The following is a 20,266-nucleotide window of genomic DNA, read 5'->3' as shown; positions in this document are numbered from 1 at the left end:
CCGACCGGACCGACCGGACCGACCGGACCGACCGGACCGACCGGAACGGCTCGGCTCAGCCCCGCCCGTGGCCGCGCCCCGCCAGCTGGTTGAGCGGGCCGTCCGCCAGCGTCCCGCGCTGATCCAGCACGACCGGCAGCCGCGCCATCGTCTCCGCCGGAAGGAGTCCGGTCTGGCCGAGGACCGCTGCCTGGTCCCAGTAGATGTGCTCGGCGGAGATCAGCGGCCCGTCGAACGACACCACGGCGATGACCGGGATCTCGACGGGCCGCCCGGTCGGCGGCACCCCGGGAAGGATCCAGGGCACCTCCACGTCATGGGTGAACGAGACCAGCATTTCATCGACGATCCGCGAGCCGCCCGTGGTCCGGGTCAGCGGCGCGAGGGCGAAATCCGGTGCGTTGTGTCCCACGAACCAGCGGCGGTAGAAGTGCCGTACGGACGCCCTGCCGCGGGCGCCCATGGCCGTGGGCACATGCAGCACCTCCGGGGCGTCGGACATGGTGGCCATCGTCGTGTCGAGATCGAGGGTGCGGAACTCGCTGCTGGTGTGCAGCTCCCACACCCGCTCCCGTTCCCGGTCAGTGGTGCTGGTCACGGCCGGCCTCCTCGGTCCGCCAGCCCCAGGCGGTGAGCATCCCGGGGGAGAGGCCGGTGCACTCGTCCGACGACAGCGCCCGCCGGGCCCGTTCGATCTGTGCCTCGTCCACCTGCCCCGTCGCCAGGATGGCGCCCCGTGCCCGGTCCCACGTATCGGCCCAGAAGCGGTTGAGGGGGCTGCCCGGCACCAACGGCGGGACGTGGATCTCGGCGGCCACCCGGTGCAGGCCCTCCTCCCGCAGCAGGTACGGATAGTCGGGCACCCAGGAGATGTCCGTGCCGATGGACTCCCGGAGCCCTTGCCACATCGCCCGCATGACCGTGGTGTACGGGGTGGCCGGCGCCCCGGCGGTCGTCAGGTCCACGGCATCGCTGAGCACCAGCACACCACCGGGCGCCACCAGCGAACCCAGCTTGGCGATCATGCGGCGCCACGACCGCAGATGCATCAGCACGAACCGTGCGTGGACCAGCTGGAACCGGCCGGGGTCGAAGTCCGGCGCGGTGATGTCGGCGGTCAGCGTCGACAGCCCCGGTGTCCGGCCGGCGTCCAGGGACCGGGTGTCACGGTCGACCGCGAGGACCCCCGTGACACCCGCCGACTCCAGCAGCCACCGCGCGACGGTGCCGGTGCCCGCGCCCACGTCCAGGCAGTGCCAGCCGGGCCCGGCGCCCAGCGCCGCCAACCGGGCGGCGCTCGCCTCGTCATAGGCGAGCGCTCCCAGATCGATACGGCCGGCCTCGCCGGTCTCCTCCGGGCGGAACAGACCTTCGCCGTAGCGCCCGGCTTCCGTAGCCCGCACGTCCCCAGTATGACGGTGCCGCTCAGGGGTTTCCTGCTGTGGTGACCAGCTCCGTGGCCGGCTCCGCCGCCGGCGGCTTCCGGCGCCGGCCCGGGGCACGCCGCAGGACCAGCTGCAGGACCAGCATCACCACAGCGGTCACCAGCGCGCTGTGCCACAGCAGCGCGTCCAGCCGGCCCGCCGAGAGATAGGCTCCCGCGGCCACGGCCGCCAGCGCACACACGCCCCGGTCCACGATGCTCTCGACGGACAGCAGGGTGGCCCGTGGCGCTCCCGCCGGGATGGCGTCGTTCACCAGCTTGCGCTGGAGCGGGTAGGCGAAGCCGGTGACCGCGGCGAACAGGCACAGCAGGGCGACCACGGTCCACGGCCCGCCCAGGACGCTGCCCGCCAGCGTGCCCGCCATCGCCAGGCTGAGCAGCGACACCCAGGCCACCGGTGACAGCCGGGAGCCGAGCCACTGCGGACGGGCCGAGGCCACCGCCTCCGCGACGGTCATCGCGGCCAGCACCCCGCCGTGCGAGCTCTCGGGGATGCCGTGGTCCAGCAGCACCGGCTGGAAGAGGTTGACCTGGCAGATACGGGAGAGTGTGAACACCGCGACGCCCTGCACCATGAGCAGCGCGAGCCAGGGCGTGGCCCACACCCAGCGCAGCGCCGAGACGGCATCGCGCAGGAACACCGGCCCGCCGCGCGACGCCTTCCCGGTGCCACCGGCACCGCCGTGCCGGGCCGCGGCCTGCCGCGGCAGCACCACGGCACAGACGAGCGAGCCCGCCGCGCTCGCGGCGCTCAGCACATACGGCGTGGCGTGCGCGACGGCCATCAGCGGCCCGACCAGCGGCCAGCACACCACCTTCGCCGCCAGCCCCAGCGCCCGCGCCTGCCCCTCCGCCTTCAGGTAGTGCTCTCCCGCGCCCTCGGCCGCCAGGCCGTCGTAGAGATAGGCGCTGGCGGCACCGGAGGTCAGCGAACGGCCGGCGGCGATGGCCAGGAAGTGCACCAGGAAGCCGGTGTAGCTGGGCGCGAGGACCGGCGCCAGATTCGCCGCGGTCATCACGACGGCACCGGCCCGCAGACAGTTGCGGGCACCGATGCGGTCGGCCACCATCCCGGTCGGGATCTCGAAGAGGCAGAACGCGACGTAGTAGATGCTCTGGATGCCGAAGATCTGCCCGTCGGAGAGCCCTGCCTCCCGCTGGTAGGCGTAGAAGACCGGCATCCACCACAACAGGTTGAACAGCAGCTGGAAGCCGTTGTTCAGCCGGATGATCCGGCGGGCCCGTGGTGTCAGGGGCGCGCCCGGGGTCCGGGTCCTGCGGGCGCGCAGCGGGCCGGTGAACCGCCGGATCACAGCGCGTAGGGGCGGATCTGGACCAGGCGGAAGTCCCCCTGATCGGTCATCAGCCATTCGATGTCGAGCGGATGGTCCACATCGGTCTCGCTGAAGTGGGACTGCAGCAGCCGCCCGGTCAGCGCCAGCCGTGCCAGCTTGTCCCGGGTGCCGACCGGCAGGTCCCGGCCGGACGAGCCGAGCGCGACGGTACGGCCGCCGCCCTCCACCGTGTTGTACAGGTACTGCAGCGGCAGCGTCGTACCGTCGACGACCGTCTCGGGCGAGCCGGGGGAGCAGTTGAGGTAGACGTTGCGGAAGTCCTCGCGCCGGGTCGGGTTGCAGGTCACCAGGACTCCGCCGAGGTCAGCGGGCACATACTCCTGGATGATCACGCCCATATAGGTGTCATCGAGGGAGATGCCCGCCTGATGGCGCAGCCGGACACTGCGCGGCGACAGCAGGGAGGCCCACACCTGGCGTACCGCGTCGAGGAGTTCGTCCGCGCCGTGGACGGTGGTGACCGAGTCGTAGACCCCGGCCGCGGAGAACCCGGGAAGGTCCTCGGCGTTGGAGGAGGAGCGCACCACCAGACGGCTGCCGGTGTCCGGACCGCCGGGCAGCGCCGAGGTGATCTGACGGGAGACGTCCTCGGGCATCGGGGTGTTCCGGATGAGCTGCTGAAGATGCAGACAGACCGCGTCCAGCGCGTCGACGGCGTCGAGTTCGAGTGCCATCTTGAGCTTGCCGAGGCCCTGTTGCACGGCCGGTGAGGACGTCAGAAAGCGGTGCTGCAGGGCGAACGGGAGGGCGATCCCGTGGGGCGCCGCGATCACCCCGGCCACGAAGTCGGCCGCCAGGGAACGCAGTTCCGCGCCCGTCGCGTCCTTGGCGCCGAGCCGGGCCGCGAGGTGGCCGTAGAGGTCGGCGCGGGGCGGGCGCGGCTGCCCGTAGAAGGCGGTGAGGTCGGCGGTGCGGCTGTCCAGGACGTGATGGAGCTCGCCGAGGTTGGCGGCCTTGGTCCCGTACCGGTCCCGGTCGGCGCGGCGCAGCCGGTGCAGCCACAGCGCGGGCACGTCCTCCAGCAGCGGCGGTTCCATCCGGATGCGCTGCTGGTGCCAGGCCGGGGCGTCCAGCGTCGGGGCATGGGTCAGCGGGACGAGGGTGATCTCGTCGTCCTGGACCCGGTAGCGGACCCAGGCTCCGTCGAGGACGTCCGCGTCGACCATGCGCTCCAGATCGCGGACGATCGCGTTGGGGATGCCCCAGCCGGAAGCCAGCACATTGGTGTGCGAGAGCGGGGTGCCCGGTGAGGTGTTGAGGAAACCGGCCACCCGCGGCACATCGTCCGGCAGACACGGCATGGCCACGATGTCGGACCAGCCGAGCCCGTCGGCCGCGGCCGTGTACTCCTCAAGGGTCCGGAAGTAGCGGAGCCGGCCGACGGCGTCACCCGGGTTGAGCGGGGTACGGGTGCGGTTGCCGAAGAGCTGATGGCCGAGGATCCGCGGCACCCGTACGTCGCTGATCGCGGCGAGCTCGTGCTCCTGCCCGTGGTTCGCCGGCTTCAGCAGCAGCGGCAGGCGGCCGTCGACCCGGTGCCGGACGAACGTGTAGAACTCCTCCAGCAGCCGCCCGTGCATGGTGTCGGCCTCGGTGGTCTCCAGGACGAGGAAGGGCCGCTCCCGTCCTTCGGCGTCCTCGTCGGTGTGCAGGGAGAGCACACCCAGCAGGAAGCGGCGCTCGGGGTCCATGTAGACCGAGGCGTTGAAGGCGTCCAGGCAGGAGTCCAGCTCCGCCAGTTCCATACCGAGGACGCGGGTGGCGATGTAGTTGACGTGGAAGGGGTGGACGGCGGTGTCGAGCAGATGCCAGGTGTCCTCGACCCGGTCCACCACGACCTTGAGGTACGGGTGACCGGCCAGGACTCCGGAGAGGGTGCGGAAGAGCGGCAGGGAGAGGTTCTCACCGATGACGGTGCGGTCGGTGAGGGGGCCCGGGGTGCCGGAGGGCAGAACGGCGGTGGTGGTCATGAGCGCACCTCCGTGGTGACGCCGGCCGTGGGGAGGGTCTGCGGCAGGGCCTCCACCAGGGTCCGGAAGTCGCGGATCACGGTCTCCGGGTCGGTGGCGGACAGCAGGCACAGCGCCGCCATGGTGTTGGCGCCCGCGGCCGGGTCGTACACCGGCACCGGAGTCCCGTCCGGCAGCGAGTTCTCGGCCACCACGGACAGATGGCTGCCGACGCTGAGCGGTACGGCGTCCCGCACCGTCGGGAAGTCCCAGACCCGCTGGTCCGGCCAGGCCTCACCGGCGCCGTCGACGGCCAGCACGACCAGGGAACCGGCCGCGCCGTGCGCCTCCTGCGGGGTGCGCACCTCTGCGGGCCAGGAGACCTGACGCCCCAGCAGATGGTCGGTGAGCATGCCGATCAGATCCAGGCCGAAGACCTCCTCGATCTGCGGGACGGTCATCGCCCCGCCGAACCGGGCGGCGGTCTCGATCACCCACATCTGCCCGCCGGCGCCGAGCTTGATCTCGGTGTGCGTACCGCAGTTCTGCAGCCCCAGCGCATCGACGGCCTCGCGCGCCAGGGCCACGACGCGCTGCTGGGCGTCGTGCGGCAGCGCCGCGGGCGTGATGCCGGCGCGTTCGGTGAACGGCTCCACCGTCGGCATCCGCCCGCTGAGACAGACCGGACGGAAGTCGCCGTTCACGACGACGCCTTCGACGCTGACGTAGTCGCCCCAGCCCTCCTGGTCGAACCACTCCGTGGCGGTGCCCGGCACGATCTCCTCGACGATGAAGTCCGCCCCGGCGTCGGCCACATGGAGTTCGGCATAGCCCAGTTGCGCGGATTCGGCCATCACCTCCCGCGCCCGTTCCCAGGCCGCCGGTACGTCATCGGCGGAGCGCAGGATCCGGTGCGCGGTGGAGCCGGCGCTCCAGGCGGCCTTCAACAGCAGGGGGAAGCGGAGCGCGGCGGCCGCGTCGTGCAGATCCCGCTCGGTGGCGACGGGGCGGAACCGGGGCTGGGATATGCCCCGCTCCTGCCAGGTGCGGCGCATCATCCGCTTGTCGCGGGCCAGGGCACAGGAGCCGCCCGCCCCGGCGAGGCCCAGCTTCTCGCAGGCCTCCGCGACCGCGACGACCGCGTACTCGGAGAAGGTGACGACGGCGTCCGCGCCCACCGCCTGGGCCCGGGAGACGATCAGGGACACCAGGTCGTGCCGCTCGGACTCGGCGGGGCGCAGGACCGAAGCGCACAGCCGGTCAGCGGACGCGGCCACGGTGGGAGGGAGCGCGCTGAGCGCCAGCAGGTGCACTGCCGACCGTGCGGCGACCCGTGACAGGGCGTACCCCAAGGGCGGACCACCCTTGGCATACACGAACAGCACCTTGCTCACTGGAATCGGACTCCTTTTCATACGATGGGAACCATCGGAAACGGCTGGACAGCGTCCGGCCCCCCGGAATCCGAACGCCGTCCCTCAAGCGAAGCAGCCGTGCGGCCCACCGTTCCCCTGATCGGGCCGCAACCGCTCAGGCAAATGCCAGAGTTGTGGGTACCCCCAGGCAATCGTGAAGGTTCCGTGATGGCGTATGGCGCGCCCGCGACGCCGCGGAGGTGCGCGGACGTCGCCAGATCGGCCGAGAACCGGGCATGCCACCGGACGCGGGGGGATACGCATGGCGGTGGCGCGCCGTCCGAACCCGTTGAACTCTTCACCGCAAAGGGGCCCGTCGTGGACGAGACCAGTCTGAAGTCGCTGCTCGAACACCTTCCGGTGTCCTGGTGGGAAGCCGACCGTGAGCTACGGGTGATCGACAGCGGCGGGGGTGCCTTCGATGACACGGTGACGGCCCAGCGGTTCCTCGACACCGTGCGAAAGGAGCTTCCCGGGCCGGCCGCAGCACCTGAAATCAGCCATTGGCAGGCACAGTTCGACGGTCGTGTCTTCGATGTGAACTGGCCCCTCGGCGTGCCCCGGCAGGGCCGCTCCCGTGGGCTGGCGGTGGAGGTCGGCCCCCCTCCGGCCGGCCCCCGCCGCTATGACGCCTTTGCGGACCTCGCCCCCGCCGCTGCCTTCATCCGGGACGCGAACGGGCGCTACCTCTGGGCGAACCACGCCTACGCCCATCTGTACGGCACCACCCCGGAGCACATCATCGGCAAGGACGTCGCCGACGTCGACGGCCCGGCCGACGCCGCGCAGGTCCTCGGACTGGACCGGGAGGTGCTCGACCGCGGCAAACCGGTCCGGCACACCCTCACCTACCACCGCTTCGACGGCACCGGCGGGCAGGCGGTCGGCCATCGCTTTCCCGTACGGGAAGGAAGCCAGACCTGCGTGGCGGGCATCTACATCGACATCAGCGACTACACCCGCGCCCTGCGCCAGCGCCGGGAGGCCGAGGAGAGCCTGCATGCGCTGCGCGATCACAGCGGACTGCCGTGCGCCCTGATCTCCGCGGGCGGACGGATCCAGCAGGCCAGCGCCGCGGCCGCCGAACTGCTGCAGACCCGGCTCTCCGACCTCGTCGGACGCCGCGCGCACACCGTGCTCGCCCCGGCCCCCGAATTACCGGGGCTGCACCGCAGCTGGCTCGACCTGATAGCGCGCCGCAGCCGGCGCATCCAGACGACCGTCGCGCTGGTGGACTCCCGCGGTCACCAGCGGCGCGCCCGGCTGCATCTGACCACGGTGGGCCGGAGTGCGGACCGTGCCACCAGCGTCTGGGCGGTCATCACCCACCAGGGGATCGCCCACGAGCCCCATCCACCGCTGACGGCAAGTCAGGTCCGCATCCTGTCCCTGCTGGCCGCCGGCCGCAGCAACGCGGAGATCGCCACCTCCCTGCACCTCTCCCGGCAGACCGTCGACTACCACCTCAGCCGGCTGCGCGATCTCCTGGACGCCCCGACCAGACCCGCTCTGGTCGCGCGCGCCTACGTGCTGGGCATCCTCGCCCCCCAGGCCTGGCCGCCACGCTCGGCGACGGCCTGCCATCCGCACAGCGTCACCTGACGTTCCTGCCGCCGTCGCCCCCGGGGTTTGGGCCACCCGGCTGATTGTGGCCGCCGGGGGTTTTGCTCCCCGCGGGTTGAACACCGGCGCGGGCCGACCGCGGCAGCACGATACGTCTGGCATCAGAAGGATGAAGAGGCGAGGAGCGTCGTGAGAAGAATCATGCAGGCGGGAACTGTCGTCGGGGCGTGCGGGCTGGTGCTGTTCGGCGGTGGCACGGCCCAGGCGGTGACACTTCCGGACTCTCTGCTCTCCGCGGTGGCGGACGCCGATGTGGGCACCGTGACCGGCACGGTCAACGGCGTGGTCTGCAACAACCGCCTGGGCCAGATCCACTACCGGTCGCCCGTGTTGCTGTCACCCCACGCCTGTGTCAACGGTCCGGTGAACAGCGGCAACAGCCTGCACAGCGGCAACTTCATCAACCACGGGAACCCGAACAACAGCGGGAACCTCTCCAACACCAACGGAACCACCAACGCCGCCAACTCCGTCACCGGTGCTTCGACGGGCAGCAGCAACAACGTCCAGCGCATCCTCGGACTCGGATTCCTGCACCACTGATCCGGACACCGCACCGACGGATACGGCACCGCGCCGGCCGTCACACGACCGCCCGGCACAGTCGCCGGGCGGTCGTCGTCGCCCCTGAACCGCTCCGGCCCCGGAATGCCCGGGGCCGGAGCGGCTGGACGCGCACTCGCCGTCTCATTCGCGGTGGTGGTGGATGTGCTGCTCGTTGTTGCCGGACTTGGTCGCCGTGCCGGTCGTGCCGCCGGTGTCGTCGTTGGTGTTTCCGTTGGTGTTGGTCGGGCTACCGCTGTTGCTGATGGTGCCGCCGGAGACATGAACGTTCTGGGATCTTCTGGGATTTCCGCTGAGTACCGGTCCGTTGATACAGAATCTGGCCCGGTGCGCGCAGCGGAATCTGGCGTCGAAGCGGGCGACGGTGTCGCTGTTCGAGACGCCGTCGCCGCCGGACGACTCGGCCCACGCCAGGGTGGGCGAGACCGTACCGGCGGCCAGGAGCAGACCGCAGGCTCCTGCCATCACGACATTGACGCGTGCCGAATTCTTCACTGTGTGCTCCTGCACTCATGGTGGGTCCCCGGGGATCTTGCTATCCCGGATGCCCGGCACCACCAAGCCTGAGCAGCGGCCAGTCCCGTTTATTCACCCTGTCCGATTATGGGATTCACCGCGACGGCCCTGGAATTCCGCGCCGCCGTGCCAGCGGCCCGCAGGAAGCATGAGCTCCTGCGGGCCGGTCTTCAGCGTCCGGCGATCGCCTCGGCGAGGGCCAGGATCCGGCGGGCGTCCTCGACATGCAGGTTCTCGATCATCCGGCCGTCGACGGTGACGACACCGCGCCCTTCACGGGTGGCTTCGTCGAAGGCGTCAATGATCTTCTGCGCACGGGCGATCTGGTCGGCCGACGGGGCGAAGGCCCGGTTGCAGGGTTCGACCTGTGACGGATGGATGAGCGTCTTCCCATCGAACCCGAACTGCCGGCCCTGCACGCACTCGGCCTCGAACCCCTCGGCGTTCTTCACGTCGTTGTAGACGCCGTCCAGGATCGCCTTGCCGGTGTCACGGGCCGCCAGCAGCGCCAGGGACAGTCCGGTCAGCAGCGGGGCCCGGCCGGGAACATGCTCGGCGTGCAGCTCCTTCGCCAGGTCGTTGGTGCCCATCACCAGCACGGTGAGCCGTTCGCTGGCGGCGGCGACCGCACGGGCGTCCAGCATCGCGCGCGGTGTCTCGACCATGGCCCAGATCGCCGTACGGTCCGGAGCGCCGGCGGCCTCCAGCGCCCGCTCGACCGCCCGCACGGTGTCGGCGGAGTCCACCTTGGGCACCACCACCGCGTCCGGACCGGCCTCGGCGGCGGCCCGGAGGTCGTCGGCGTGCCAGGCGGTGCCCGGGCCGTTGACCCGGATCGTCACCTCCCGGTAGCCGTATTCCCCCGAGGCCGCGGCGGCCGCGACCCGCTCGCGGGCGTCGGCCTTCGCGTCGGGGGCGACGGCGTCCTCCAGGTCGAGGATCAGCGCATCGGCGGGGAGGGACTTGGCCTTTTCCAGGGCGCGTTCATTGGCACCGGGCATGTAGAGCACGGAGCGGCGCGGCCGCAGGATCGCGTCGGACACGGGTCTTACTCCTTCTCGGCCGCGGCGTAGGCGTCGCGCAGCTCGGGGTCGCGGGCGGCGAGGGCGTCGGCGAGTTCGGCGACCACCTGGCACTGCTTGTACGTGGCGTCATCCTGCATCTTGCCGTCGATCATCACCGCGCCGGTGCCGTCGCCCATCGCCTCGATGACCCGGCGGGCCCAGGCGACATCGGCGGGTGCGGGCGAGAAGACCTTCTTGGCGATGGCGATCTGCACCGGGTGCAGGCTCCAGGCGCCGACACAGCCCAGCAGGAAGGCGTTGCGGAACTGGTCCTCGCAGGCGGTGGTGTCCTTGATGTCGCCGAAGGGCCCGTAGTACGGCAGGATGCCGTGCGCCGCACAGGCGTCGACCATGCGCGCCAGGGTGTAGTGCCACAGGTCCTGCTGGAAGGTGGCCCGCGGTGCCGTGCCGTCCGCGCCGTGCGGGTCCTCCCGGACCAGGTATCCGGGGTGACCGCCGCCCACCCGGGTGGTCTTCATCCGGCGGCTGGCCGCCAGGTCGGCGGGGCCGAGCGAGATGCCCTGCATCCGGGGGCTGGCTCCGGCGATCTCCTCGACATTGGCGACGCCGGTCGCGGTCTCCAGGATGGCGTGCACCAGGATCGGCCGCCGGATCTGTGCCTTCGCCTCCAGCTGGGCGAGCAGCCGGTCGACGTAGTGGATGTCCTCGGCGCCCTCGACCTTCGGCACCATGATCACGTCCAGCTTGTCGCCGATCTCGCCGACCAGCGTCAGCAGATCGTCCAGCGCCCACGGCGAGTCCAGGCTGTTGATCCGGGTCCACAGCTGGGTGTTGCCGAAGTCGGTGGCCTGGGCGATCTTCACCAGGCCCGACCGGGCGGCTTCCTTGCGGTCGGCGGCGACCGCGTCCTCCAGATTGCCGAGCAGCACGTCCACGGTGGGCGCGATGGCCGGCACCTTGGCGGCCATCTTCTCGTTGCCCGGGTCGAAGAAGTGGATCATCCGGGACGGCCGGAACGGTACCTCGCGTACCGGTGTGGGCGCCCCGACGGCCAGCGGGCGGAAGAAGTCCTTCGGAGAACGCATGCAGTCTCCCTGGTCGGCTCGGAGGGCGGGCCGCCGCCGGTGCCCGGCGGCGCCATTGCGGCCCTCACTCTAGGCCCGACCAGGGGCAACATTACTGACCAGTACGTGTGCCGTTGGTCACCGTCGGCGAGGAGGCGGGCCGCGGACGCACAGGCCGTCAGCGGCGTTCCCGCACCGTCGGGTTCCCGCCCACCGCGGCCCGTTCAGGCCCCCAGACAGTCGACGAACTTCACCCGGCCGTCCGCGCCCTTGATGAAGTCCTGCGGGGAGTGATTGCGCAAGCGGCACATGTCGTAGCGCGCCCGGGGGCCGGCGCCGCCCCCGTCCTGCTCGTAGGAGTGCTGCCCGGACAGCTGGCAGGAGTCGTACCGCACGAGCGGGCCCCGGGAGCCGATGCGGTAGCGATGGGGGCTGCTCTCCTCGGCGAAGGACTTGAAGGCGTTCGCGGTGTCGTCACAGTCGTTGAAGTGCACCGTCCCGCTGTCCCAGGCGCAGTCGATCACGACGGTGTCCGGGTCGCGCACCTCGAAGCGGATGTCCTCGGCGTGGAAGCGCTGTACGGAGTCGTGGTGCGGACCGCGCGGGAAGCGGAAGAAGGTGCTGGTGCGCCCGTAGTCGGCGGAGTCCTCGGGGCGGCGGCCGGTGACGATGTAGGAGCCGCCGCGGCAGGTGATGGAACCGCCGTAGGGGAACTCCAGGAAGTTGCCCCAGGCGTACTCGACCTTCATGTCGTTGAACCAGTAGTTGAGGAACTGGTCCTGCTGGCGGTGGCTCAGCGACTTCTCGGACAGTCCGGAGTACAGGAACGCCTTGCGGTAGGCACCCCCCACACGGCAGGCGTCCCAGCGCATCTCCGAGTTGGTGTTGCTGCCGTCGAGCGCCAGGCCGTAGGTCCACTCGCCGGTCCACTCGCATTCGGTGAAGCGGTAGTCCTGGGCCTGGCCGGTCGAGTAGGAGTAGAAGAACGAGGCGCCGGGGGTGGCGGCGACAAAGCCCAGCTGCTCGAACATCACATTCGCCCAGCTGTCCTCGTTGCGGCACAGATAGGCGTTGTCGGCCTCGGCCGGTGCGAAGAGCAGCTGTGTCATGCGTTTGCCGGCCCCGCGGAACCGTAAGCCATTGGCCTTGAGCTTTCCTCCGGTGGCGTTGAGCAGGGCGTGGGGCTTGCGTATGAGGTAGGTGCCGGCCGGTATGTCGATCACGGTGCGCCCGATGTGGTCCCACACCCGGCCGGCCGCGTAGGAGTACGCGCGGGCGAACGCCCGGCTGTCGTCGGTGCGTCCGTCGCCCTTGGCGCCGCAGTCCGCCACCACGTCGATGACGTCCTTGCCCTTGGGCTTGTGGCCGGTGACCACCGGGGCCCTGGCGTCGTCGGACGACTGCCGGGTGGCAGGGGATGCCGGCTCACACCCGGTGAGGGCGGCCGCCAGCGCCGCGGCCGTACCGGCCAGCACTGTCCGGCGATCGGCGCCACCGGTTGACGGAGAGGTCCTGCCTGCCATGATGTTGCTCCTTCGGGGGTCCATTCATCAGGTGGGGGACATGAGCCAGTTCGGATATGCGATCAGACAGCTGTCTGCGGCCCAGAAATCCGCGAAGGGGGTGTCCCTGTACTCGCGTTATGTGAACCGGCCGGCCGGCCGGGTGTTGGCCGCCGCGGGCTACACCATAAAACTGACGCCCAATCAAATCACCATGATCAGTGCGGTGTTCACCTTTGCCGGTGTGGTCATGATTGCGGTGCTCCGCCCCTCGCCCGCCGCGGCGGCCGGCATTTTCGCGGCGCTGGTCCTCGGTTTCGCCCTCGACTCCGCCGACGGGCAGCTCGCCCGGCTGACCGGAACCGGCAGCGCCGCGGGGGAGTGGCTGGACCATGTGGTCGACTGCGCGAAGATGCTCGCCCTCCACATGGCCGTACTCATCTCGTTCTACCGCTACTTCGGCTTCTCCGACCCCAGGTATCTGCTCCTCCCGGTCGCCTTCCAGTTCGCCGCGGTGGTGGTCTTCTTCGGCGGCATCCTCACCGAACAGCTCAAGCGCGCCGACCGGTTGCGGAGCGGTGCGGGCGGTGCGGCGCCCTCGGCATCCGCCTCCACGCTGCGCTCCGTCGCCCTGCTGCCCGTCGACTACGGGGTGTTCTGCGCCCTGTTCCTGCTGTTCGGCAGCCAGGATCTGTTCCTGGCGATGTACTGCGTCCTGCTCGCCGCCCATCTGCTGTTCATGGTGGCGTTCCTCGTGAAGTGGTACCGAGAGTTGTCCGTCCCCGGCCGCTGACAGGCCGGGGACGGACACCTCACCGGAGCGGGCGCCCCGGGCCGGGCACCGGATCAGTTCCTCCGGTCACGCCGAATTCGCCAGCCCGTCGAGCACCTTGCGCAGCAGGGTGCTCGACGTGTGCACGGTGTAGGGGAAATAGACCACCTCGACCCCGACCGTCGCGAAATCCCGTTCGAGCTTGTCGCCCTTGCTCGTCCCCCGCCAGTCGTCGCCCTTGAAAATGACGTCGAACCGCACCTGCTGCCATGTCTCCAATTTGTCGGGCACCGTCTCGACGAATGCCGCGTCCACGAATCGGACGCTGCGTACGATCTCCAGCCGCTCGGTCAGCGGAATGACCGGTGCCTGCCCTTTCGCCTGCATCGCCATTTCGTCCGAGACGACGCCGGCCACCAGATAGTCGCACTGACTTTTGGCGTGCCGGAGAATGTTCAGGTGTCCGACATGGAAGAGGTCATAGACCCCCGGCGCATAACCTACTCGGTGCGTCATTTACCCCCCACTCGGCGTTCGGTCAGTTTCTGGCGGTCACATAGACCGGGCCGTTGCGCCCGGACACATTCGTGCCGTCGGTGACCTCGATCGAGTACCGGTGCTGAGCCCCGGGCTGCACGGTGTCCGTGTAGCTCATGTTGGGGCGGTTCCAGTAGCGCGAATCCTGGTTGAGCGAGGTCAGGTACTCGCCGTCGCGGTAGATCTTGTAGGTCAGGACACCGTCGTCCCGGTCCCACGAAGCCTTCCAGTTCAGCGTGATCTTGCCCCGGGACCCGCTCGCACCGCTGAGCAGCGGCACCTGCGGCGCCCCGGTGTCCGGCCCCGCAGCGAACCGGGTCAGACCCTGCTGCGGCGCGTCGTTGACGGTGGTGAACTCGCCGCCCGCCCACAGGATGCCGTCCCCCACGGTCAGCGCCCGCGGGCCGATCTGCTCGCCGATCCCGTCGTTGGTGTCCGGGAACCACGGCAGGATCGTCTTGTCCGAGATCGACTGCGCCAGGAAGTGCTGACGGTTGCCGATGTCGGTGAAGCCGCCCGGGGTGTTGGAGCAGTCGTGCGCATGGGAGCCGCTGTAGAGGACTCCCTTGTACGGCAGGACCGCCTGCGTGGCGCCCAGGCAGGTGTCCTTCCAGAGCTGCGAGCCGTCCGACAGCCGTCCGGCCGCGCGGCCGTCGAAGACCCCGCCGCCGGTGCCCTCGGCGCCCAGATAGAAGTTGGTCCCGTCGTTGACGAGCGACTTGACCGCCGACCTCTGGGGAATCCAGCCGGCGAAGGAGTTGACGACCCGCCCGGTGGTCGCGTCCAGCCCGGCCAGCGCGTGCACGCTCAGCCAGCTGCCGTTCACCGAGGTGAACCGGCCGCCGATGATGACCTTGTTGAGCTGGGGGGCGACCGTGATGGCGTTGACCGCCGGTGTGGGGTCGTTGCCGACCGAGGAACCACGGATCGTCGCCTTGAACGGGAGCAGCTCGCCGTCGGGCCGCAGCGCGGCGATCCGCTCGCGGGTCTGTCCCTGGACGGTGTCGAAGCCGCCGCCGATGTAGACGGTGTCGGCCGTGACGTCCAGGGCCCGGACGGTCGAGCTGACCGTCGGCTGCCAGTCCGCCCCGATGGTGCAGTCGGCGGTGTTGAGAGCGGCCGTGTTGGACCGGCCCACCGGGCCGGCCTTCCCGAACGAGCCGCCGATGTAGATCTTCGAGCCGTCGGGCGAGGCCTTCATGGCCCGGACGGTGCCCGTGCCGCCGGTGAACGCCGGGGCGCACGGCAGCGGTTCACCGGTTTCGGCGTCGAAGGCCGCGAAGTTCTTACGGGCGAGCTCTCCGGTGGAGCCGGGCGCGGCGCCCGGCGGCCGGATGTGGCTGAAGGTGCCTCCTACGTAGACGATGCCCTTGGCATAGGCCATGGCCCACACGATGCCGTCGGTCTGCCAGGTGCTCAGCGGATCGGCAGTGAGGGTGGTTTCACCGGCGGCCTGAGCGGGTCCGGCGGAAAGGGCCGTCGATGCGGTGCCCAGCACCGCGGCGGCGAGCAAGAGATGGACAGGTCTGCTTCTTTGGCGCACAGGTCCCCCCTGGAAGCATGGCGCGATCGGAATTGTCAGGGTAGGACGTGGGAACGCGACGAGTTCTGTGCGGAAATGGGACCGGTGTTCACGGTGAGTTTCCCGAACCACGCTTGCGCAGCGCCCCGAAGAACTCCCCTACCCCCAGCGGCAAACGATAGCGCCAGACGGCCGCGCCGAAAGCCCCAATGGCTAAAACAATTCCCAAAAGCGTACCGGGAAGGCTGTCCCCGAAAAGCGTCCGCAGGGCGAACACCGGGAGCGCCACCGTCACGATGCCGATCGCCGCGGCGTACAGATAGCCCCGGTCGACGGTGCGAAAGCCCAGGCGGTAGCGGGCCAGCAGCGCCGAGGCACCGTTGTCCACCACGATCGCCAGACCCCAGGACACCGCCGCCCCCAGCACCCCGTACCGGGGCACCAGCCATACCCCGCTGCCCAGTTGAACCGCGAACGCGGTGCCCGCAACCACCAGATTCCAGACGCTCCGCCCGGCCATGAGGATGACCGTCTGCGCATTGCCGACGCCGACATTGACCAGACAGGCCGCCGCCAGCACCACCAACCCCGCCGCGCCCTCGTCGAAGCCGGGCCCGAAGAGCGACAGCACGGTCCGCGGGTAGGCCGCGAGGACCAGGAAAACGGGCCAGGAGAAGAGCGCGATCCAGCGCGTCGACAGCCGGTGCAGATGATGGGCGCCGTGGGTGTCACCGCCCGCCAGCAGCCGGCTGATCTGCGGCGCCACCGCCAGTCTGATCGCCAGTTGGAGCAGCGACCCCGCGGTGACCAGACGCCCGATCGCCGTGTAGATGCCGGCGTCGGTGCCGGTGCCCAGCACCGACAGCAGGATCACCCCGATCCACACCGCGGTGATGTCGAAGACGGAGGAGATCGCCCGCGGCCCGGCGAAGGCCCAGAACTCCCGTGCCTGCGACGGCGGTTGGCCGGAGCCCGGATGCGCACGGCGGGATCGGCGCAGCGAGACGCAGGCGGCCACCGCACCCAGCACCCCGGGCGCCAGCCAGGCCGCGGAGAGCCCGGCCACGCTCGGTGCGAGCAGTACCAGCGGCACCGCGAGCAGCACCCGCACGGCCGGCTTCCCGATCTGCTCCACGCCCACGAAGGGCACCACCGAGCCGTACCCCCGGGTGGCCCCGAGCAGCACCAGCGCCACCGTCGTCACCGGCAGAAAGACCGCGAACAGCCGTATCAGCGCGGCGGCCTGGCCCGGGTCCAGCTCGGGCAGCAGCAGGCCGGCGAGCCCGGGGGAGCACAGCAGGACGGCCGCCCCCGCGGCGCTCGCCAGCAGCGTCGGCAGGACCGAGATCCGCAGCAGTGCCGGTACGCCGGCCCCGCCGCTGAGTTCCAGGTCCCGGGAGACGAAGCGGACCAGCGCGGTATCGGCCCCCAGCTTCAGCGCATTGCTCAGGATGGTGAAGGCCGCGACGCCCGTGAAGACCGCCCCGGCCCCGCCGGCCCCGAGGCCATGGGTGATGACGGCGACCAGGACGAACCCGAACAGCGCGTTGGCGGCCGAGCCCGCCAGACCGAAGAGACTGCCGCGGGCGGTCGAGCCCACCCCGCGCCCGCCGGCCGCGGCCCCTCCCGGCGCCGCGGGCGCGGACCGGCCGTCCGCACCCGCCGGACGGATGGCCGTCACCTGCGCAGCGAGGTGGTGTCGGAGTCGAGGGGCGTTCCGTCCTGCGGCGCCGGGCCGAGGCGGGGCGGCGGCGGGCCGGGCCGGGGCGGCGGTGCCACCGCGGCGGCCCGTGGGCGGCCCCGGCCACGCTTGCGGTGCGTCGGCCCGCCGTCCGTCAGCCGGCGCAGCGACGTCGCGCGGCTGCCCTTGTCCAGGACGGCCCCCAGGATGTGCCCGCCGGCGCCGGTGATCAGCTCCCACACCCGGTCCAGATCGTCCCGGCGGACCTCGTTGAGATCACAGACCACGACGACGCCGGCCGCCTGCTTGGCGACGGCAAGCCCGTCCGCATGTGACAGCAGCGGCCCGGTGACGACCACGACATTCTCGTTCGGGCCGGACGGTGTGTTCAGCAGCCGCGCGAACCGCGGTGAGGACAGGGTACGTGCCGGGTTGGGCACCTCCCGGCCGGGCAGCAGATCGAACCGCCCGTCCACGCCCGCGTCCACGGCGAGCCGCTCGCCGTCCGCCCAGCTGCCCGGCACCGGACGCCCGTGGCCGGGGTGCAGCGGGAGCCGCTGGGCGAGCTGCGGAGTGCGCAGATCGGCCTCGACCAGCAGGATGTCGTTGCCGATCTCGGCGAACGCACCGGCCAGGTTGACCGCGACCGAGACGGCCTCCGCGTTCTCCCGGGGCGAGACGACCAGCAGACTGCCACGTCCCGCGAAGCGCTGGTCGTGCACCAGCCGGAATGCGATCGTCCGGTAGGCCTCCGCACGGTTGCCGCGGCCGGTCCGCCCGACCTCCAGCAGCTCCGTACCGCCCTGCCGGCGCGGCAATATGCCGAGCACCGGTGCCCGCAGATTGTCCTGTACATCCGCCACCGACCGGACCCGCGGCTCCAGCACCGAGCGGATCCAGGCCGCCAGGATGCCCAGCACCAGACCGACCACGGCCCCGGCGAGCAGCAGCACGACGAGACCGGGGCTGGACGGGAAGGCCGGCGGATCGCCCTTGCGGACGATGTCACCGGGCGTGGTGTCGAGGGACTTCAGGCTGGAGATCCGCCCCTGCAGATCCGCTATCTCCGACACCAGATTGCTGCGCTCGGACTCGTCGGTGGCCCGTCCCGCCGCACCGCCCCCGCCCGCGATCCGCCGGTCCAGCACCTTGCGCTGTTCCTGCAGCGGTTTGAGTTCGGCGCTCAGCTTGCCGACGGTCTTGTCTATCCGCTGGGTCGCCGCGTCCTGCCGGTACTTCAGATACGCCTGCACGAAGGCGTTGACGAGCGCGGACGCCCGGTCCGGGGAGTCCGCGCTGTACTCGAACATCAGGGTCTGGGTCTCGGGCGGATTGCTCACCCGCAGATCGCGCTGGAGCGTGGCCGGATCGGTCGCCAGCTTGAGGGCCTTGCCCGCGCGGGCCGCGACCGAGGCGCTCTGGGCGATCTGCCGCTCGGTGCCCATGCTGATCTGCTTGTCCACCGAGACCCCGCCGGCCTCGAAGGGCGCCGTACTGATCGCATGGACCACGACCTCGCCGGTCGCCGTATAGGTCGAACCGCCGAGCAGGGACACGGCGCCACCGCCGAGCATGCCCAGCACCAGCCCCAGCACGACCAGGGCGCGATACCGGAAGAGCTGGCGCAGCTGGTCCCGGATCTGGTCCGGCTCCTCCGCGGGCTCGTCGAAGACGCTCACGTACGTGCTCCTCCTGTGGGTAGAGGCAAGGCGGCGCGGTGCGCTGGTGACGTCGAGGCGCCCGCGGGGTCCTCAGCGGACGGCGGAAGGGCCCGCCGTCCCGTTTTACGGGTGATCAGTAGCGGGACGCAGACGAGCAGTGCGAGCGGGCCCACGATGGCCATCAAACTGCCGCGCAGCAGCACCAGTTGGTAGAAGCCGAAGGCCGGTACCAGCAGGGCCGCGAGGGTCCCCGGGCGCCGCCGCAGCCGGTGCCGGAGGTTGTCGATGCGCCGCCCCACCGCGCCGATCAGGCCGAAGACGGCGATGACCGACGGGAAGCCGGCCCACATGTACGACTCGATCCACAACGGCGCGGAGAGGTTCTCGAAGGTGTAGCCGGCGTGCCGGGCGAGCAGGATGCCCGCGTCATCGGGCTTGCCGGGCCAGACGGCACGCGGCACGAAGAACAGCGGGGGGCCCAGCGCGGCCGTCGGGGTGAAGCCATGGGTACGGACGTAGTCCACGCCCGTCTCGATCTGCTGGAACGCGTCATAGTCACCGTTGGACGTGAACTGCTCGGCGAGCGAGACGACACGGACGGCTTCCCGCTTGTCGTAGCGGAAGTAGTCGCTGTACGGGAAGACCACCAGCACCACGGCGGCCACCACCGCCGCGCCCATCCGGAAGGCCCGCGGTCCGCGCAGCCAGGAGGCGCTGAAGAGCAGCGCCAGCAGGACCGTTCCTGCCCAGAAACGCGGCTGGCTGATGGGGTTGTTGACCACCACGTTCACCGCGATCAGCAGCGGGAGCAGCAGCCACCGTAATCCGCGCAGGGTCCGGTCGCCGGCGGTGAACCGCGGTACGTGCACCAGCCCCACCAGCGCCCAGAAAGCCGGCACCGACAGGGCCCAGGCGGCCATCGCCCGGTCCGCGGACGCGGCCGGCGCCGCCTGCGCCGCCGCCTCGTTGGCGGCCTGCCGGCTGAGGAAGAACGCCGACAGCCCGCCCTGACCCGGGATCAGCGCGACCGCCAGCAGCAGCGCCAGACCGCACAGCAGCAGCACCCGCCCCGGCGACAGCCGCCGGGCAAGGAGCGGTTCGAGGACCGTGGAGGTGCGCGCCGACCGCCAGGACGCCACCGCCGACCCCGCGCTGTAGGCGAGAAGTCCCGTCTCCACCACGGCCGTTGTCACGAACGCGGTGTTCGCGTCGACGACAAAACCCCGCGGGTACGCGTCCGTCGCGAGCATCGCCAACGGCGCGAGTCCCAGCCACACGTAGGAAAAGAGCCAGAAACCGAAGGCGATCAGCCGGGCCCGGACGTCCGTGAGCACCCGGGCCAGCGCCGCACCCGTGTGCACCACCACCACGCACTGCACGGCCAGCGCGGCACCGAAACGGGCGTCGAGCGACTGCAGGATCAGCACCGGCAGCAGCACCACCAGCAGCAGCGCCCAGCAGCACAGTGCGGCGATGCCACGCACCGGCTCCGCGGTGCCCGGACGTTTCCCGTGCAGCATCGGCCCACCTCCCCCCAACTCCCCACCAGCGACCACAATCTAAGGGACATCGGGAAACAAGGTCGCCTTCGGGACACAATCGCAACGCAATTCACAGCCCGCGGGCCCCGACGGGC

Annotated in this window: 17 protein-coding genes; 3 read left to right on the top strand and 14 right to left on the bottom strand. The window is 70.7% G+C overall.

The window, feature by feature from the left end; genetic code table 11:
* Positions 1 to 55: 55 nt before the first annotated feature.
* The 5 genes from STRNI_RS03160 to STRNI_RS03140 are packed head-to-tail and all read right to left on the bottom strand — an operon-like array spanning position 56 to position 6,142.
* Positions 56 to 598: a nuclear transport factor 2 family protein gene (locus STRNI_RS03160; protein ID WP_018091961.1), complete on the bottom strand. Its 543-nt coding sequence runs from the start codon at positions 596 to 598 to the stop codon at positions 56 to 58.
* A complete protein-coding gene (locus STRNI_RS03155) occupies positions 582 to 1,403 on the bottom strand; it encodes a class I SAM-dependent methyltransferase (protein ID WP_266440059.1) in 822 nt (273 codons plus the stop codon). The genes STRNI_RS03160 and STRNI_RS03155 overlap by 17 nt, the downstream gene beginning before the upstream one ends.
* Positions 1,404 to 1,425: 22 nt before the next feature.
* On the bottom strand, positions 1,426 to 2,757 hold the full coding sequence (locus STRNI_RS03150; protein ID WP_018091959.1) for an MFS transporter: 1,332 nt from the start codon (positions 2,755 to 2,757) through the stop codon (positions 1,426 to 1,428).
* The gene (locus STRNI_RS03145) at positions 2,754 to 4,769 is read right to left on the bottom strand and encodes a PEP/pyruvate-binding domain-containing protein (protein WP_277410485.1); all 2,016 of its coding nucleotides are present in this window, start codon (positions 4,767 to 4,769) and stop codon (positions 2,754 to 2,756) included. The genes STRNI_RS03150 and STRNI_RS03145 overlap by 4 nt, the downstream gene beginning before the upstream one ends.
* The gene (locus STRNI_RS03140; RefSeq protein ID WP_159483910.1) at positions 4,766 to 6,142 is read right to left on the bottom strand and encodes an ATP-grasp domain-containing protein; all 1,377 of its coding nucleotides are present in this window, start codon (positions 6,140 to 6,142) and stop codon (positions 4,766 to 4,768) included. Before STRNI_RS03140 ends, STRNI_RS03145 begins: the two co-directional genes overlap by 4 nt.
* A 339-nt stretch (positions 6,143 to 6,481) precedes the next feature.
* Here STRNI_RS03140 and STRNI_RS03135 point away from each other — a divergent pair, with 339 nt between their 5' ends.
* Entirely contained in the window at positions 6,482 to 7,765 is a 1,284-nt protein-coding gene (locus tag STRNI_RS03135; protein WP_277410484.1) for a PAS and helix-turn-helix domain-containing protein, read from the top strand.
* A gap of 162 nt (positions 7,766 to 7,927) precedes the next feature.
* Positions 7,928 to 8,329, top strand: a complete 402-nt coding sequence (locus STRNI_RS03130) for a hypothetical protein (RefSeq protein ID WP_018091955.1) — start codon at positions 7,928 to 7,930, stop codon at positions 8,327 to 8,329.
* Positions 8,330 to 8,473: 144 nt separating this feature from the next.
* Here STRNI_RS03130 and STRNI_RS03125 read toward each other — a convergent pair whose 3' ends face one another.
* From STRNI_RS03125 to STRNI_RS03110, 4 genes are all read right to left on the bottom strand, one after another.
* Positions 8,474 to 8,845: a hypothetical protein gene (locus STRNI_RS03125; protein ID WP_018091954.1), complete on the bottom strand. Its 372-nt coding sequence runs from the start codon at positions 8,843 to 8,845 to the stop codon at positions 8,474 to 8,476.
* Positions 8,846 to 9,036: 191 nt separating this feature from the next.
* Complete coding sequence (locus STRNI_RS03120) at positions 9,037 to 9,909, bottom strand: HpcH/HpaI aldolase/citrate lyase family protein (protein ID WP_277410483.1); 873 nt, start codon at positions 9,907 to 9,909, stop codon at positions 9,037 to 9,039.
* A gap of 5 nt (positions 9,910 to 9,914) precedes the next feature.
* Positions 9,915 to 10,976, bottom strand: coding sequence for an HpcH/HpaI aldolase/citrate lyase family protein (locus STRNI_RS03115; protein ID WP_159483903.1), 1,062 nt, complete (start codon positions 10,974 to 10,976; stop codon positions 9,915 to 9,917).
* Between the two features lie 203 nt (positions 10,977 to 11,179).
* A complete protein-coding gene (locus tag STRNI_RS03110; RefSeq protein ID WP_078518751.1) occupies positions 11,180 to 12,478 on the bottom strand; it encodes a glycosyl hydrolase family 28-related protein in 1,299 nt (432 codons plus the stop codon).
* A gap of 40 nt (positions 12,479 to 12,518) precedes the next feature.
* Between STRNI_RS03110 and STRNI_RS03105 the strand changes: the two genes are divergently transcribed.
* Positions 12,519 to 13,250, top strand: coding sequence for a CDP-alcohol phosphatidyltransferase family protein (locus STRNI_RS03105; RefSeq protein ID WP_277410482.1), 732 nt, complete (start codon positions 12,519 to 12,521; stop codon positions 13,248 to 13,250).
* 66 nt (positions 13,251 to 13,316) lie between these two features.
* Here STRNI_RS03105 and STRNI_RS03100 read toward each other — a convergent pair whose 3' ends face one another.
* From STRNI_RS03100 to STRNI_RS03080, 5 genes are all read right to left on the bottom strand, one after another.
* Positions 13,317 to 13,745, bottom strand: a complete 429-nt coding sequence (locus STRNI_RS03100; protein ID WP_018091949.1) for an FAD synthase family protein — start codon at positions 13,743 to 13,745, stop codon at positions 13,317 to 13,319.
* Between the two features lie 22 nt (positions 13,746 to 13,767).
* Positions 13,768 to 15,309 carry a PQQ-binding-like beta-propeller repeat protein gene (locus tag STRNI_RS03095; protein WP_037742748.1) on the bottom strand — a complete coding sequence of 514 codons (1,542 nt, stop codon included), beginning with the start codon at positions 15,307 to 15,309 and terminating at the stop codon, positions 13,768 to 13,770.
* 88 nt (positions 15,310 to 15,397) lie between these two features.
* Positions 15,398 to 16,969 (bottom strand): oligosaccharide flippase family protein, encoded by a 1,572-nt coding sequence (locus tag STRNI_RS03090; protein ID WP_277410481.1) that lies wholly within the window; start codon positions 16,967 to 16,969, stop codon positions 15,398 to 15,400.
* Complete coding sequence (locus STRNI_RS03085; RefSeq protein ID WP_159483901.1) at positions 16,966 to 18,648, bottom strand: tyrosine-protein kinase domain-containing protein; 1,683 nt, start codon at positions 18,646 to 18,648, stop codon at positions 16,966 to 16,968. The genes STRNI_RS03090 and STRNI_RS03085 overlap by 4 nt, the downstream gene beginning before the upstream one ends.
* Positions 18,645 to 20,150: a hypothetical protein gene (locus tag STRNI_RS03080; RefSeq protein WP_148588871.1), complete on the bottom strand. Its 1,506-nt coding sequence runs from the start codon at positions 20,148 to 20,150 to the stop codon at positions 18,645 to 18,647. Before STRNI_RS03080 ends, STRNI_RS03085 begins: the two co-directional genes overlap by 4 nt.
* Positions 20,151 to 20,266 lie beyond the last annotated feature (116 nt).

It is taken from the genome of Streptomyces nigrescens, from assembly GCF_027626975.1.
GTDB classification, from domain to species: domain Bacteria; phylum Actinomycetota; class Actinomycetes; order Streptomycetales; family Streptomycetaceae; genus Streptomyces; species Streptomyces nigrescens.
This window is presented reverse-complemented; position numbering and strand designations above follow the sequence as displayed.

Excerpts from the sequence above, each read along its gene's own strand:
- STRNI_RS03115 (WP_159483903.1), bottom strand. The coding sequence starts at position 10,976 with ATGCGTTCTCCGAAGGACTTCTTCCGCCCGCTGGCCGTCGGGGCGCCC.
- STRNI_RS03105 (WP_277410482.1), top strand. The coding sequence starts at position 12,519 with ATGAGCCAGTTCGGATATGCGATCAGACAGCTGTCTGCGGCCCAGAAA.
- STRNI_RS03130 (WP_018091955.1), top strand. The coding sequence starts at position 7,928 with ATGCAGGCGGGAACTGTCGTCGGGGCGTGCGGGCTGGTGCTGTTCGGC.
- STRNI_RS03100 (WP_018091949.1), bottom strand. The coding sequence starts at position 13,745 with ATGACGCACCGAGTAGGTTATGCGCCGGGGGTCTATGACCTCTTCCAT.
- STRNI_RS03145 (WP_277410485.1), bottom strand. The coding sequence starts at position 4,769 with ATGACCACCACCGCCGTTCTGCCCTCCGGCACCCCGGGCCCCCTCACC.
- STRNI_RS03110 (WP_078518751.1), bottom strand. The coding sequence starts at position 12,478 with ATGGCAGGCAGGACCTCTCCGTCAACCGGTGGCGCCGATCGCCGGACA.
- STRNI_RS03080 (WP_148588871.1), bottom strand. The coding sequence starts at position 20,150 with ATGCTGCACGGGAAACGTCCGGGCACCGCGGAGCCGGTGCGTGGCATC.